This window comes from Bombilactobacillus mellis, assembly GCF_000967245.1.
Taxonomy (GTDB): Bacteria; Bacillota; Bacilli; order Lactobacillales; family Lactobacillaceae; genus Bombilactobacillus; species Bombilactobacillus mellis.
In genome coordinates this window covers 446194-461459 of record NZ_KQ033877.1, presented here as the reverse complement: position 1 = coordinate 461459, position 15266 = coordinate 446194, and the positions used below count along the sequence as shown (strand labels likewise).

Below are 15266 nucleotides of genomic sequence, written 5' to 3'. Positions count from 1 at the left end.
CCTTCCTGCAGCGGGCTTTTGATCAACTATCACATGACGTAGCCGCTAATGATTTACCCGTGGTCATGCTGGTAGCTGGCGGTGGCATCTCTAATCAATCCAAAACGCATCTGGGAATTTTTGATCAAGTAATGATCTCCAATCTGCCCAACTGGGTTTATTTAGCACCTACAAATCTGGCGGAAGAAAAAGCGATGCTACTATGGGCTCTTAAACAAAGGAACCATCCGATAGCAATTAAATTACCTGTTAATGATGTTCCACAAACACCGCAGCAAAATCAAAAAGTTATTGTTGATTATGATCAAATTAATTATCAAATTAACTGGGGCAAAGATGTTGCCGTTCTTGCCTTAGGTGATTTTTATTCCTTAGGAAAAAGCATTGCTGATCAATTAGGTGCTACCTTAGTAAACCCGTTGGCAGCCAATATTTTAGATTATCAAAGTTTAGATATATTAGCACAGAAACATCAGATAATTATCACTTTGGAAGATAATATCTTAGATGGCGGCTTTGGACAAAAAGTTGCTGCTTATCTGGGACCCAAAAATATATCTGTGTTGAATTATGGTCAAAAACGAGTTTATACTGACCAAACTCCAATCAATGAAACTTATCTGCAAAATCATTTAACGGTAGAACAAATTCTCCAGGATTTAAAAACAGTCTAAAATAAGGCAAACTTTACTCCGACTTTCTTTCCTAAATTCAAAATAAATTCTACTTTTTCCTGATCTGCTAACACAATTATTATTTAGATTCACAGCTGGATCTTATTTCGAATTCTAAAAAGATCAGGAAAATCATTAAGCAGCACAAATTTCTAAATATGAGAAATTTGTGCTACTTTTTTATCTAAATTAAACATTTTAAAAGTAACTGCAACAAAGACCAGCAATTGCCAAATGCTGTTTTCCAATAGCTACAAAACAAATTTTAATCAATTTCATCCTTATCATATAACCTGATTTTATTTTTTAACCGCTGAATGGTTGCCTGCAGCTTTTGCTCCTGATTTTCTAATCGTAGTAATTCTTTTACTAAAATTTGCCGCCGCGCCGGTTTTGTCTTTTTTCCTTGGTAAAATAGCTCTGTATACTGCTTGAGATCCTTAATCGGAATCTGAACTTGACGCAGACATTTAATAAAGTTGATCCAATTCAGATCTTCAATACGATATTCTCTTACACCTTGCTGTCTTTGCACAGGAGGAATCAAGCCCATCTTTTCATAATAGCGTAATGTTACCGGAGATAAATTCACTTTTTTCGCTACTTCAGATATTTTCATAAATTCTAACTCTTTTCTTATTGACTTAAACTAAACTTTAAGTATTACAGTAAAATAGATTAGTTAAAATAGATATTTATCTCTGCTTAACTAATCTAATTGCTGCTGTTGTTTTCAAGTATGAAAAATAGTCTCGAACATCTACTGTTAAAATTGCAGAAAAAGCCTTACTAAAGCGCTAGTCTGCTGGTCTAACAAAACACACCGCAATACTAAAATTGGAGAAAAAATAATAATTAATACTGCTTAGCTTTTCGGAGTAATAAGTAAAGTTGCTTGCATGGGAACCGAAGTGATCATTCCTTCTAATGGCTCCTGCCCTGCATATTTATCTTTATAAGCCTGATTAATTTGCTGATCAAGTTCCGGATTATTTTTGACAGCTGTAAAAGTTACTTTATATTCTTTATCAGCAGCTGTCATTAAGCCATTTTTTTGTAAAATTGCTGACTGATACCAGCTTGAATTTACCCCACTATAAGCACGAATATACAGATTATTATCTTGAATTACAAACCAAATTGGAATTGGAGTATTATGAGTTTGACCATCAGCATAAAATGGTTCAATCTTAATTGCCTCATCATTAATAAAACTACTTAAGTCCTTTTGTGACCATGAATTCATAGTAATTTTCCTTTCATTGTTTTATTTTTTAATTGTTTGGACAATTATACCTATTAACAGCTACTCCGTGGATGCTCACGTCCCAGTAGAAATGATTACATTTTCAATAATTTTTCTCTTAGAAACAGTAATAGCTCCCACACCAAACCATACCTTGGTAATTACTTCCCTAGCATCTGGGATTGTTAGCAAGAATTTAAAAATATCTGCCAGCTTTAATGGCAACATTTAAAACTAATCATAGAACCATGAAAGATTAAGGATCTCTCGCCCACACTTTAATTGTAAACGATTTTCTTTTTGCGGGGAAATACTTATTCAGAATCATGAATCATTAAAAAAATGCATCTATTCCGAGAAAGAGAGAAGAAAATATGGAATTAAGAGTTTTAAATTATTTTGTCGCTGTAGCTCAAGAAAAAAATATGACCCGCGCAGCAGATAAACTACTCATTTCTCAACCCGCTTTATCACGCCAAATAGCAGCTTTAGAAGATGAACTCGGAGTCAAATTATTTAACCGGGAAAACCGTCATCTTACCTTAACTTCAGCAGGTCAATATTTATTAGAACAAGCTCAGGAAATTTTAGAATTAGTAGTTAAAACTCGCAAAAATCTGCAAACTACTTCTTTTATTAGTGGGGATTTAACAATTGCTGCTGGTGAAAGTCTCGGCATGCAACGAATCATGAATGTCATTAGCAATATCATTAAAAAGTATCCTACGGTCAAAATTCATCTTCTCAGTGGCGACTATAGCTACGCCCAACGTAAATTAGATAACGGCACTGTCGATTTTGCAGTTATTATAGGTAATACTTCAATTGCCAACTATGCTTCATTAACTTTACCGGAAAAAGATCATTGGGTAATTTTAATGCCCGTAAATGATCCTCTGGCAACTAAAAAAGTTATTAAGCCCGCCGATTTAGTCGGTCGTTCAATACTTAATTCACAACAAGCCCAAGAACTGCAACTTTTTCAAAACTGGCTGGGAAACTATAGCAATTATGTTAATTTTATCGGTACTTATAATTTAAACTTCAACGGTACTTTATTAGTAAAAAATCGAGCTGCATTAATGTTTACTTTGGACCATCTTGCCAACACCTCGCCCAACTCCGGCCTCACCTTTAAAAAAATAGCTCCAGCCTTACAACAAAATATTAGAGTAATTTGGAAACATGGAGTTAAACTGTCTCCCGTAGCCGAATTATTTTTAAAATTATTAAAAGAATCTATTCTTCAAGAACAATACTTCTTATAACAATCAAACTTTCTTTATAAACGACTATACGAAAGTCCGCGTTTTAATCTTTTCCAAAAGCTGGTATCATCAGTTTGCAAAATTACACCTTGATAGATTTTACTAATATATATTGTCAAGCCAATAATACTTACAATTAAAATTACCAATGACAGAATAACTTCCAGACTACCAACCTGCCCATTAATTATTCGAATTGGCATCATGAATGAAGAAAAGAAGGGTACATATGATAGTACTTGCGGCAGAATTTGCTCTGGATGAGAAATAAATGCAAACGCCAAGAAAAATGCGATCAGAGAAATCATCATAGTACTTTGAGCAGCTTTTGAAGAATCTTCTGGCTTAGCTACTAAAGCTCCTGAAAAGGCTGCTAATATCGTATAAATAACTACACCAAGAATTAGAAAAATGAGGTTGACGTTAAGCAAATTGCCCAGCACCTTATTTATTATCACCTGATTATCACGCATAAAAGAAGCCGTAATTTTTGCATGTAAAGCCCAGCGGTAAGTGGCCCAGCCGCCAACAATATAGATTAAAAGTTGCGTAATAATTACACCGAAAATGCCCAGAATTTTGCCTAAAAAATATTTTGCGGCAGTTGTACTGGAAAAAATGATTTCCATAATCTTCGTACCCTTTTCAGAAGCTATTTCTTGAGCTGTAATGCTACTGTAGGAAAGCAAAACCATGTAAACGACCATAATCACTATAATTAATGACACCATTTTAGCCAGTTTATCGCCCAGCTGCTTTTTCTGGAGGATCTCACTATACTGCGGTTGCTGTTGTAAGGCCTTAAGCTGATGTGGTGCTAATTGCGCCTTTTGCAAATTCAGTTGACTCTGCAAGACTTGTAAATAGCTTTTTACTTTGGGCTTTAGTTCATCATCAATAGATGATATTCCATGATAAATGGCCTTAACTTGGTTTTTTTGCATGCCAAATACCAGATAACCATCAATCTTTTCTTTTTTGACAGCCTTTTTAGCAGATTCAACGGTTTTAATTTTAGAATCAACATATTTATCATTATTTTTAATGAAGTTTTGGCGAACTTGCTCATTGGAACTGATAACTGCAATCTGACTGTCTGCATCAGAATTAGCACTGATAGCTCCTCCTAAAGCACTACATCCAATTATGAAAAAAGGACCCAAAATTAAAATCAGAAAAGACCAAGACTTCACTTGATGCCAATAAGTTTGCAGTGTTACGGTCCATAATTTATTCATGTTGTTCACCAGCTTCCATTCGAAAGATTTCGTCCAGTGTTGGTGGTTGTTGCCGGAACTCTGCAACATATTCACCATTTGTCAAGGCATCAAAGACTTCCGGACCACTATTTTCATCATCAATATGTAAAAGATATTGGCCATGAGCTTTCTTTTCCACTTTTTTAACGTGAGGGAGTTGTTTTAATTCTGCAAGCGACTTGGTAGTTTTGCAGTAAATTTCCGTTTTCCCAAAGGAATCACGAACAGCGTCAATCGTACCACTTAAAATAACTTGTCCCTTTTTCAACATGATCAAACTATCGCAGATTTCTTCAACGTTTGACATATCGTGACTGGAAAAGATAATTACTGCATTATTCTTTTTAGCATCTAAAACTGCGTTTTTAAGCAAATCTGCATTGACCGGATCCAAACCACTAAAGGGCTCATCCAAAATAATTAATTGGGGTTGATGAATTAAGGTACAAATTAACTGCACCTTCTGCTGATTACCTTTCGAAAGCGTTTTTATTTTGTCACTTTTCTTGCCTTGAACATCAAAGCGTTTCAACCAATCATCGATTTGCGGTTTTATCTCTTTTGCCGGGCGGCTTTTTAGCCGCGCCAAATAAACAATTTGCTGCTCAATAGTCATTTTAGGTAGCAAACTGCGTTCTTCGGGCAAGTAGCCTACCGTATCAAAAGTTTTTTCAGTAATGGGCTGATCTTCCCAAGTGATTTTTCCATCGTAATGAAGAAAATTTAAAATACTGTGAAACGTGGTGGTTTTCCCTGCGCCATTTTGACCAATCAAACCCATAATTTCCCCAGGCTGAATGGTAAAGTTAACATCTTGAAGCGCTGGAAAAGTATTAAACTTTTTACTGACATGCTCTACTTTAAGCATACTTTTCTCCTCCAGATATCTCAGATATATTCCAAAGTTTACTCTGCGTCTTTTAACCTGTCTACTACAAATATTGCAGCGGAATTATTTTTTCTCAAAAGTAAACATAAAGACTCAAACAGAAATTGTTATTCAACCCTGAAAAATTAAGAAAATCATTTTACTTTACTAAGACTAGGTTTTTATTTGACAGTTACCTCACAAATACAACATAATCAAAAATAACAATTATTGCAGTAACAGTCTAACTGAGTTATTTTCGAATTTTTAACTTGCAGAGGAAGAATAAATGCTAAAAAGTATCTTGCTGGGTCTAACTCTTGGTGGTCTTTCATTAACTGGTTGTTATATTAGTTACCATCATAATCGAACACGTCTTTTTAACGGTTTTTGTTTAGTCAGCGCTTTTTTTAGTTTCATTGGTAGCTTTCTAATTAATACTATTCATTTTACTTGGCATAATTTATACCGCTGGAGTCTAGGGATAGTGCTTGTCGGTTTACTTTTTTGCTGTTTACTTTATTGTATGCAGAATAATTTTCACAAACGACAACTACTTATTTGGGCCCCAAAAAAACATATTGTGGGCTTAGCTGTACTGCTAATTAGTGTTCTGATACTCGGCATCTTCGGATTCTCTTGGCTTGGCTGGTCCAAATTTTTAAACAAGATTAATTATCTTTTTTTCTTCAGTCTCTGCTTAATATTTACCTATTTTCTCATTTGTTTTCTAACTTTTTTAGCAACTGCTTACCTATTCAGCTTATGGCAGCCAAAATTCCCGCAAAAATATTTAATTATTCTCGGAGCAGGATTACTGCACGGACAATACATTTCTCCATTATTGGCTGCACGTATTAACCGGGGGATAAAATTTTATCAACAACAAAAAGCCGCTGGCTTCACTCCTCCACTGATTATTTGTTCTGGCGGCCAAGGTGGTGATGAGCACCTTGCTGAAGCTCAAGCCATGGGCCGCTATCTTCTTCAAAAAGGTATCGATCCTCACCACATTTTACTGGAAAAGCATTCTCATAATACGTATGAAAATATGCTTTTTTCCCAAAAAATCATCGCTCAAAAAGGTATCGCTTTCACTCAAGGCTTGTTTGTTACTAGTAATTATCATGTTTATCGAGCGGGTCTAATGGCTCATCAAGTTGGCTTAAATATTGCTGGTTTAGGCAGTAAAACTCATTTTTCTTTTTGGTGCCGCGCCCTGGGACGGGAATTTGCGGCAATTCTTCTACGTTATAAGTATTTTCACTTACTGAGTATTGTCAGTTTAGTTATTTTAACAATTGCTATCGTTTTTTAAGGATAATTACACAAAAATTCAGATTAGCCACTGAAGCTAATCTGAATTTTATTGAAATTGACCGACTAATTATTGTACTGGATCTCCTGCTGTTTTACCGGCATCCAGATAAAAAATCTCTTCAATTTCAATCACTACTGCAGCAATCGGTTGCGGAACGTGATGACCTTTAGCAAATTCTTGCGCATCAGCAAAAATCTGATCGTCTTGATGAATTATTGCCTTTCCTTCAAAGCGATAGCCTTTAAAGACATCATGATTAACAACCGCCACAGCCACCTGCGGATTTACATGAATGTTTTCCCAGGCTTGTTTGCCTGTATGTTCATCATACAGTAAATGTGTATCATCCAAAATCCGCATAGTCCCTTTAGGACCGACTTGAGGATGATTATGGCCATCAGTAGTGGCCAAAAAACTCAATTGTGTCTGCAGCAGCTCTTTCATATCCGACGTAAGTTTTTTCATATAGTTCCTCCTATCTGTATTTCATTTTACGGATAGTTCAGATAAATAGCTATTAATAAAGCCTTAAAATTTTTTAAGCATGTACAAGATGCTCATAAGTTTTAGTAGTTAAAGTATAAACCAAGATATAGGCTACTGCTAAAATTACAATAGAACAGAAAGTAACCAGTGTTATTAATCGTTGATTATATAAACTGAATTGTTTTAACACATTAATAATAGCCGGCAAAGCAAAAATAGTATTAACAATTGCCATTATTATCGGTAAAAGAAACACTGTTAAAACCTGGCTATGAATTGCCTTGCGTGCAGCAGCTTTGCTTAACCCGACCTGCTGCATCGTTACAAAACGCTTTTGATCAGCATAACCTTCTGCTACTTGTTTATAATAAATTAACAAAACGGCCGTAATTGTCATTGCTAAACAAGTAATAATTCCTAAGAAGAGCAGACCTCCAAAATAAGCATTAAAAATACTCTCATTTTGGGCATAGTCCGAACACCTAGTGACATCTAATTTAAATTTTTGCTGTATTTGCTGAGCAAATTTTTGCTGATTGGCTTTCTCAGCTTCTACATTAAATCCCTGAACGTACTGCCAAGGTTGGTGATTAATCTGTTGAGCAACTTGTTCATTAGCACTCACAATGATAATCGGACGCCAAATCGAATGGCCGTAATTATAGTACAATTTAAAATGTTTTAGTGGAATTACTTGATAACTAGCACCATTAATAATTACATTTTTGGGTTGAGATTTTTGATTAGAAGTATAAATTAAGATTTGGTGAGCCTTCAGTTGGCGCTGTTGCTGTTCCAAACGGTTATAATCTGCCAGCGTTATAGTCGTTATTGTATCGGTACTATCAGCAGAATTACCTAATTGAAACTTGTTATCTTTCCAGATACCTGGAGTAGGTACAGTCATTTTTATTTTTTGTGGCGATTTCATCTGTACCTGATTAGCCTGAGCCAAAACGTGTAATCTTTGTTGATCACTAGCTGTCAAGGGCTTATTCGTTGTCAACATAACATCATAAGGATTAAATAATTTTAAAATCTCTGTCGTACCTTGATAAACACTAATGGTCGTAATCAGTGTAACCAAAATGGTAGTACATAATAAACAAATAGAAGCTAACCCTGCACCATTTTGTTTCATCCGATACAACATCCCGGAAATAGAAATAAAATGATTCGGCCGATAATAAAATTGGGGCCTTTTTTGTAAAAAACTGAGTAAGGTGATACTGCCGGCAATAAAAGTTAAATAAATTCCAATTACAACCAAAAAAATAGCAAAAATAAATTGGATAAGACTATTTAAATTAGGTTTGGTAGATACTGCAATCGCATAGCCTCCTGCCAGTAACAACACCCCTAAAATTCCCATGAGCCAATGATTTTTTGGACGTTTCTCTCCTTGATAAGCTTGATTCCATAAAGCCATGGGTTTAATTTTTTGTAAACAAAAAATATCATATAGAAAAATAAAGCCGAACATAATCATAAAGATTATGGCTACTTGAACAAAAGGCAGCCCGCCAAATTGTTCCTGTAATCCTTTAATATGCATAAACTTTTGTAAAATCAAAAAAGCTAACTTTAAAAAACTAGTTCCCAAAATTAAGCCCAGAATTAAACTCAAAAGATATAAAAAGCAATTTTCCAGACAAATAATTAAACGTAAATCTCCGCGGGTAAGCCCAAGAATGTTAAATAATCCTAATTCGCCATTACGTTGCTTCATAATAAAACTATTAACATAAAACATGAAAATAAAGGATAAAAATAAAACAAAAGCGGCACAGATGCGCGTCATGGCAATGACATAAATACCATTACTGCTATTTTTTAAAGTAGTATTATTCATCAAATTCAAAAAAATAAAATTGAGCGCTAATAAAATTCCTACCACAAAAACAAATAAGCTATACTGCTGTTTATTTCTAAACAAAGTGCTTTTGGCCAGTTTGAGATGAATCAACATCAGCACCCCCTCTTTCTGTGGTCATCAAAGCCAGCAGACTATTATTAATTTTCTGCAGATAGGAATCAAACGACTGTTGGCCGCGAAACAATTCATGATAAATTATGCCGTCTTTAATAAAAAGCGTTCTCCGCGAATGAGCGGCCGTGGCCGCACTGTGCGTAACTAATAAAATAGTTTGTCCCGCTTGATTAATTTGTTCAAAAGCATTTAATAAACGTTGTGAATTTTGTGAATCCAATGCTCCTGTAGGCTCATCAGCCAGTAATAATTGGGGTTGAGTAATTAAAGCTCTAGCCGCTGCTACTCTTTGACGCTGACCGCCTGAGACTTCGTAAGGAAAACGTTGCAAAATATCTGTAATTTCTAATTGCTGAGCCAATGGCAATAGACGCTTTTTCATTAAAGATAAGGGTTGACGATCCAACACTAATGGTAAAAAGATATTATCTTGATTATTGAATGTATCCAATAAATTAAAATTCTGAAAGACAAATCCTAAATTCCGACGGCGAAATTTAGCAGCCTCTTTTTCCGGTAATTGACTGACATCTTGACTGTTCAGTAACACTTGGCCGCTGCTCACCTGATCCAAAGTAGCAATAATATTTAATAAGGTGGTTTTTCCTGCACCTGATTCCCCCATAATTGCAACATAATCGCCTGCATTAACTTCTAAGGAAATATCACGCAAGGCTGTCACTTGATTGTTGGGAGCTTTCCCAAATATCCGGCTTACATGTTTTAAAGCTAATAAAGTCATTATTGTTTGCCTCCTTTATGATTCTTAGTATAAAAAAATTCCTAACCAGCTACTAGTTACATTCTGGTTAGGAACCTTACAATTTGTTATTTTAACGAATATCTGACTGAGCAAAACCTAAAATCACAGTTGTACCTTGATTTAACTGCGACTGCACTTGTAAATTAATATTTAAACGTTGACAAATATTAAAAGCTAAATACAAGCCCATCCCTGTAGCCACTTGTTGTTTACGACCATTACTGCCTGTAAATCCAGGTTCAAAGATACGGGGCAAATCTGTGCTGGCAATGCCGATTCCTTGATCTTGAATCAATAATTGCTGGTCTTGAGCGTGAATCGTAATAGTCGTCTGCGGTGGGGAATATTTGATAGCATTAAAAATTATTTGCTCTAAAACGACACTAAACCATTTGGAGTCAGTTAATAACTGTTGTGACTCTACTTCCAAATGCAAATGTAGATGTTTTTGAGCAAAGAAAATGGCATATTTTTGAATAATCGGTTGCAGCAAGACAGCAGTTTTTTGCCAGCCAAAGTCTAAATCATGATGAAAATCGGCAAAACGTTGATAATTTAATAACAAGTCCAATTGATTTTGAATTAAAGAAATTTGCTGCTGAACCTGACTACTGGGTACTTGAGTTTGATCTTCAGCCAAAATTGCTAAAGCAGTCAAGGGGGTTTTGATTTCATGGCTCCAAATTTTAAGGTAATCCTGCTGGTTAACTTTGCGTCGGTCTTGTTGCTGTTGCAAGTTAAACAATTGTTGTTTGCATTCCTGAAAGGCCTGACTGTAGGCTTGTAACACTGGATGAGAAAAATGAGGGACAGCGGGGCTTTTTTGAGTTTTTAATTGCTGGAGTTTTTTAAGTTGCTGCGCCTGATAAATTGCTCGGCCACCAATAACTGCCAGGCAAATAAACCAGGTATAACGCAATAAATCCCCTACCAGATTACTGGGTAAATTATACAATTGAAAAAATAATGCTAAAATCAGCAAAACAATTATGTATCCTACAAGCCAAGGCCATTGTTTCCATACTAATTTCCAAATTTTCATGAACTTACCAAGCGGTAGCCGCGGCCGCGCTCCGTGATCAAATGTTCTTGTAAATGTAAAGGAGCAATTTTATTACGCAAACGACTCATATTTACATTCAATATTGCATCATCCAAAAATTTGCCACTTTGCCAAATCTTCTGCCGTAAATCCTCTTTCGACAAAGTTTGATCAGGTTGTAAAAAAAATAATTTTAAAATGAGTCCTTCAGTAGGAGTCAATTTAACCGTCTGCTGCTGATAGCTAACTTCATTAGTTAATATATTTAAATGATAATTTTGAAAAAGCAGCTCTTCTTTAATTTCTCTTTGTGTTCGTCTGAGAATCGCTTGAATTTTAGAGATGAAAACATCCAACGAAAAGGGTTTTACCAAATAATCATCAGCGCCGCTGGCAATAGCCCGAACGGCATTGGGGTCCATTTGTGCTGCAGATACAAAAAGAATTGGCACTTCGGAAAAAGAACGAATCTGTTTCGTCCAATAAAAGCCGTCAAAAACCGGTAAAGTTATATCCATAACAATTAAATCGGGCTCAATTTGCACTACGGATTGTGTCACCTGTTGCCAATTTTCAATCGTAAAGCTTTGATATTGCCATTTAGTCAATCTTTCCTGCATAGCTTGTAAAATGTCAGAATTATCTTCAATCAATAAAATTTTAGTCAAATCTAAAAACCCCATCAATGATTAATTAATTGCTGAATACCGTTACGTAAACTATTCAATAAATGAGTGAAAGATGAAAGCGTATGGCCGAGATAAATTAATTCAACAATCAAGCATACTAAACTGACCACACCCAGAATAATTCCTGCGATTGCCAGCGCTTTATCTTTGCCTCGTACATGCTTATTTAAGGCTAAAGCCGCTGTGACAATGGCGACACTGCCAAGTAATCCTCCCCATTGAGCAATTAATGATAATAAGCCCAGCAAAAATCCTGCTAAAGATAAGGGCTCCACAGCCGAAGATCCCGAGGTTTTTGAATCCTGAACTTTTTTAGAAGTCGGCGGCTGCGAAACAGGAACTTCCATCTGAGTATTGCTATTGGGATTAGGATTAAAATTAGGAGCAGGAGTATTAACCTGTTGTGGTGGTGGCACTGAGCCTTGATTGCTATAGCCTACATTAGTCAAAACTCGGCCGCAATAAGGACAATTAGGCATTCCTACCGCTACATAATTTCCACAATTTGGACAAACAAGAAGATCGTTTTGCATTGTAATTCCCCCCTTATTGCTTTCACACTAAAAGCACACTAAATAAAACGAACAGCCGTACCATAAGCAACGACTGATTGCATATCATTAGCCATTGATCCAGAATCAAAACGCATCATTACCACCGCATCAGCATTTAAATCGCTGGCTTCTTGGCGTAAACGTTCCAAAGCTTTATCACGGGCTGTATGCGACATTCTTGTATACGCCCTAATCTCTCCGCCAACAATACTTTTTAAACCAGCACCCATATCACTAATCATATTTTTGGATTGGGTTGACAATCCAAAAACCTCTCCTATAATTTCATACTCTTTACCCGGAATTTTTTCTGTAGTCGTAATTAAAATTTCCGCTGCCTTCATATGCTCACTTCTCTCATTTAACTATTTATATTATACCAAACGTCGGATCTGTTATCATAAAGAGGAGGCGATTTAAATTGAATTTAAACTTAATTAAAGCATATACTAAAAGAATTTTACAAATGGATGTTAGCGGTCATGACTTTTATCATTGTCAACGAGTAGCAGTCAGTGCCCAGAAACTATGGCAGCAAGATTTTTCGACAGCAACTTATAATGATGAAATTAATGCTGCCAGTTATTTACATGATACCATGGATGAAAAAATAGTTGCTGATCCTCAAAAAGCTCTCAGTCAAATTCGTAACTTATTAACCACGGCCGGATTTAATGCCTCACAACAAAAAGATATTATTAGTACAATTACACAGATGTCGTTTTCTAAAAATATTGCACAACAACAGAAGTTACCGTTATTTGGACAATATGTGCAAGATGCCGATCGTTTAGATGCTTTGGGTGCTATTGGAATTGCGCGGGCTTTTGCCTATGGCGGCAGCCACCAACAACCTATTTATGATCCCCATCTCCAGCCCGAAAAATTAAGCAATCACTTTCAGTATCGACACCATCAGACAACTACTATCAACCATTTTTATGAAAAACTGCTTCATTTGCAAAATCTTATGAATACTAAAGCCGGTAAAAAATTAGCTCAACAACGTAGTCAATATATGCAACAATTTTTAACGGAGTTTCAACAAGAGTGGGACGGGCAAAAATAAACTGTCGTAAATAAGCAGTAGAAACTTGAAAAGGCTATAGATCACAATATTAATTTAACAATTATGCTTATTAAAATATTTATGCATTCACCACTTTTTTATTTTTGACGCTGCTGCCACTGCATTTGGGCTTGAGCATTAACTTTGTTATCCGTCAAGATTTGGTGATGGCTGATTAAGTTGTCTTCCAATTGGACAAAACTCTGGACAGATTGCCCATAGGCCACTTCTCGATCATATTTAATGTCCAAAGTCTGTAATTGATGCTGCATTAAGAAATCCTTGCCTAAAGAATCCAGCATCCAATCTAAATAAATGGAATTGTTAACATGACCATTAACATCAATATCAAAAAAACGAGTTCGATAAATCTGCGGTGATTGTGAATATTTAAAACGTTGAATTCGTGGAAAGCGCCAAATATCCGTTGAATATTCACAACCAATTTTAGCCATAGTTTCAGGTATAACCTCAATCATGGAACGTTTTTTAATATCCATCATGACCCAGTTGCTCAACAGATGTAACAATTGCTGTCCTTGACTATCATAAAGCGTAAAAGTCCGATAACAAAAAAATTTATTATAACTGTTAGCTTCCGTAACAATTGTGACCTTTTCATTAATTCGCGGCAATCTCTTAATTTCTAAATGGTACTTAGTGACAACCCAACCAATTCCTTGAGCTACCATCTGCTGAGAATCAATTCCGACCGCATGCAATTGATGTTCAGATACCAACAGCATTTCATTAAATAAGGCGGAAATATTGATCTCAGAAGTAGCATTTGTACTGTAAAAAGGAATAACTTTCGTTTCTTGATATTGTTGTCCCATTATTTATCCTCCAATCCATGATAAAGATTATAAACGTACTGGCGGCTCAGCTGATACTTTTGAGCAATAGTTTTAATTGCTGCGTTGGGTTTTAAGCCTTGAGCCACTTGTTGTTTAACCAATTCTAATAACTGGACATCCGCTGGCTGGGAAATCGTCACACTGTCAGATGCTCCAGCCACAATTAAGACATATTCCCCGCGGGGTTCGTTATTAGCAAAATACTCTTGCACTTGCGCTAACGTTCCGCGTAAAAAAGCCTCATGAACTTTCGTCAATTCCCGCGCAAGTACAATTTGCCTGGTACTGCCGAGGTATTCGCTCAATAAAGCTACCGTCTTTTTTACCCGAAAAGGTGATTCGTACAAAATAAAAGTTTCAGTTAATTGGCTTAATTGTTGTAGGGCTTTTTGTCGTAGTTTGGACTTACGCGGCAAAAAGCCATAAAAATAAAACGGCTGGGGCACAAGTCCCGAAGCAATCAGCGCCGTTAAAGCCGCATTGGGTCCCGGTAGCGGGACGACGGGAATTTGCTTTTGAACGCAAGCTGCTACTAATTCTTGGCCCGGATCACTAATAGAAGGCATTCCCGCATCACTCACCTGTGCCAGATTATAACCCGCTTGTAATTTTTGTAGTAATTCCGGCAATCTTTGCTGGGTATTATGTTCATGAAAACTAATTTGTTTAGTATGAATAGCAAAATGATTTAATAATTTTTGCGTATTGCGCGTATCTTCGGCCGCAATCAAATCAACTTCTTTTAATGTTTGGATTGCACGCATACTCATATCATCCAAATTGCCAATGGGGGTTGGTACTAAATACAAACAACCCTGTTTTTGCGGCACAAAACTCTTCACTTCAGTAATCATTTTTGCGAACGATCTCCATAAATAACATCTAAACAAAAGGCGCATTCTTCATTATTTTCTCGATGCGCACCATATAAAACTGTACAAACATGAAATCCTTGTTCATAAAGTTTTTCTAAAGTTCGCCGCGCCTCAGGTAATTCCGGCTCCTTTTGCGCATCTAACTCAGTCAAGCGCGCATGTAAATGTTCATTTTCAATTTTTAATTCAGCATTTTCTTCTAAAACTTGCGAAATATCTTCTTTCATTGCAGCTAATTCTTGGGTTAAATCCTGGGCTACTGCTTGTAATGCAGTAAATTTAGCATAGTAATCTTTTTGTGACAT

The 15266-nt window shown here is 36.0% G+C and carries 18 protein-coding genes; 4 read left to right on the top strand and 14 right to left on the bottom strand.

Annotated elements, in window-relative coordinates; genetic code table 11:
- Positions 1 to 674, top strand: a 674-nt coding sequence (locus JG29_RS02190) for a transketolase C-terminal domain-containing protein (RefSeq protein WP_045922314.1), incomplete at its 5' end; no start/stop codon positions are given.
- Positions 675 to 939: 265 nt separating this feature from the next.
- On the opposite strand, the gene JG29_RS02185 is transcribed toward JG29_RS02190, so the two are convergent.
- Complete coding sequence (locus JG29_RS02185) at positions 940 to 1293, bottom strand: MerR family transcriptional regulator (protein WP_045922313.1); 354 nt, start codon at positions 1291 to 1293, stop codon at positions 940 to 942.
- Between the two features lie 246 nt (positions 1294 to 1539).
- On the bottom strand, positions 1540 to 1920 hold the full coding sequence (locus JG29_RS02180; protein ID WP_045922312.1) for a DUF2255 family protein: 381 nt from the start codon (positions 1918 to 1920) through the stop codon (positions 1540 to 1542).
- A 374-nt stretch (positions 1921 to 2294) separates the two neighbouring features.
- Between JG29_RS02180 and JG29_RS02175 the strand changes: the two genes are divergently transcribed.
- The gene (locus tag JG29_RS02175; protein ID WP_084232493.1) at positions 2295 to 3188 is read left to right on the top strand and encodes a LysR family transcriptional regulator; all 894 of its coding nucleotides are present in this window, start codon (positions 2295 to 2297) and stop codon (positions 3186 to 3188) included.
- Between the two features lie 14 nt (positions 3189 to 3202).
- On the opposite strand, the gene JG29_RS02170 is transcribed toward JG29_RS02175, so the two are convergent.
- Positions 3203 to 4426, bottom strand: a complete 1224-nt coding sequence (locus JG29_RS02170; RefSeq protein WP_045922311.1) for an ABC transporter permease — start codon at positions 4424 to 4426, stop codon at positions 3203 to 3205.
- Positions 4419 to 5315: an ABC transporter ATP-binding protein gene (locus tag JG29_RS02165; RefSeq protein WP_045922310.1), complete on the bottom strand. Its 897-nt coding sequence runs from the start codon at positions 5313 to 5315 to the stop codon at positions 4419 to 4421. Before JG29_RS02165 ends, JG29_RS02170 begins: the two co-directional genes overlap by 8 nt.
- Before the next feature lie 289 nt (positions 5316 to 5604).
- Here JG29_RS02165 and JG29_RS02160 point away from each other — a divergent pair, with 289 nt between their 5' ends.
- On the top strand, positions 5605 to 6633 hold the full coding sequence (locus JG29_RS02160; RefSeq protein WP_045922309.1) for a YdcF family protein: 1029 nt from the start codon (positions 5605 to 5607) through the stop codon (positions 6631 to 6633).
- A 69-nt stretch (positions 6634 to 6702) separates the two neighbouring features.
- On the opposite strand, the gene JG29_RS02155 is transcribed toward JG29_RS02160, so the two are convergent.
- The 7 genes from JG29_RS02155 to JG29_RS02125 form a co-directional block, all read right to left on the bottom strand.
- Positions 6703 to 7101: a pyridoxamine 5'-phosphate oxidase family protein gene (locus tag JG29_RS02155; RefSeq protein ID WP_045922308.1), complete on the bottom strand. Its 399-nt coding sequence runs from the start codon at positions 7099 to 7101 to the stop codon at positions 6703 to 6705.
- 73 nt (positions 7102 to 7174) lie between these two features.
- A complete protein-coding gene (locus tag JG29_RS02150; protein ID WP_052696272.1) occupies positions 7175 to 9091 on the bottom strand; it encodes an FtsX-like permease family protein in 1917 nt (638 codons plus the stop codon).
- Positions 9051 to 9854, bottom strand: a complete 804-nt coding sequence (locus JG29_RS02145; RefSeq protein ID WP_045922307.1) for an ABC transporter ATP-binding protein — start codon at positions 9852 to 9854, stop codon at positions 9051 to 9053. The genes JG29_RS02150 and JG29_RS02145 overlap by 41 nt, the downstream gene beginning before the upstream one ends.
- A 91-nt stretch (positions 9855 to 9945) precedes the next feature.
- Positions 9946 to 10917 carry a sensor histidine kinase gene (locus tag JG29_RS02140; protein ID WP_045922306.1) on the bottom strand — a complete coding sequence of 324 codons (972 nt, stop codon included), beginning with the start codon at positions 10915 to 10917 and terminating at the stop codon, positions 9946 to 9948.
- The gene (locus JG29_RS02135; RefSeq protein WP_045922305.1) at positions 10914 to 11585 is read right to left on the bottom strand and encodes a response regulator transcription factor; all 672 of its coding nucleotides are present in this window, start codon (positions 11583 to 11585) and stop codon (positions 10914 to 10916) included. The genes JG29_RS02140 and JG29_RS02135 overlap by 4 nt, the downstream gene beginning before the upstream one ends.
- Before the next feature lie 14 nt (positions 11586 to 11599).
- Positions 11600 to 12139, bottom strand: a complete 540-nt coding sequence (locus JG29_RS08540) for a zinc ribbon domain-containing protein (protein WP_052696271.1) — start codon at positions 12137 to 12139, stop codon at positions 11600 to 11602.
- 38 nt (positions 12140 to 12177) lie between these two features.
- Positions 12178 to 12504: a heavy metal-binding domain-containing protein gene (locus JG29_RS02125; RefSeq protein ID WP_045922304.1), complete on the bottom strand. Its 327-nt coding sequence runs from the start codon at positions 12502 to 12504 to the stop codon at positions 12178 to 12180.
- Between the two features lie 77 nt (positions 12505 to 12581).
- Between JG29_RS02125 and JG29_RS02120 the strand changes: the two genes are divergently transcribed.
- Positions 12582 to 13229 (top strand): HD domain-containing protein, encoded by a 648-nt coding sequence (locus JG29_RS02120; RefSeq protein WP_045922303.1) that lies wholly within the window; start codon positions 12582 to 12584, stop codon positions 13227 to 13229.
- Between the two features lie 98 nt (positions 13230 to 13327).
- Here the strand turns inward: JG29_RS02120 and JG29_RS02115 are convergent, their stop codons facing one another.
- From JG29_RS02115 to JG29_RS02105, 3 genes are read right to left on the bottom strand one after another with little or no spacing between them, the layout of a single operon-like run.
- Positions 13328 to 14065 carry an acyl-[acyl-carrier-protein] thioesterase gene (locus JG29_RS02115; protein ID WP_045922302.1) on the bottom strand — a complete coding sequence of 246 codons (738 nt, stop codon included), beginning with the start codon at positions 14063 to 14065 and terminating at the stop codon, positions 13328 to 13330.
- Positions 14065 to 14937 carry a 16S rRNA (cytidine(1402)-2'-O)-methyltransferase gene (gene rsmI / locus JG29_RS02110; protein ID WP_045922704.1) on the bottom strand — a complete coding sequence of 291 codons (873 nt, stop codon included), beginning with the start codon at positions 14935 to 14937 and terminating at the stop codon, positions 14065 to 14067. The genes JG29_RS02115 and rsmI overlap by 1 nt, the downstream gene beginning before the upstream one ends.
- A complete protein-coding gene (locus tag JG29_RS02105; protein WP_045922301.1) occupies positions 14937 to 15266 on the bottom strand; it encodes a DNA replication initiation control protein YabA in 330 nt (109 codons plus the stop codon). The genes rsmI and JG29_RS02105 overlap by 1 nt, the downstream gene beginning before the upstream one ends.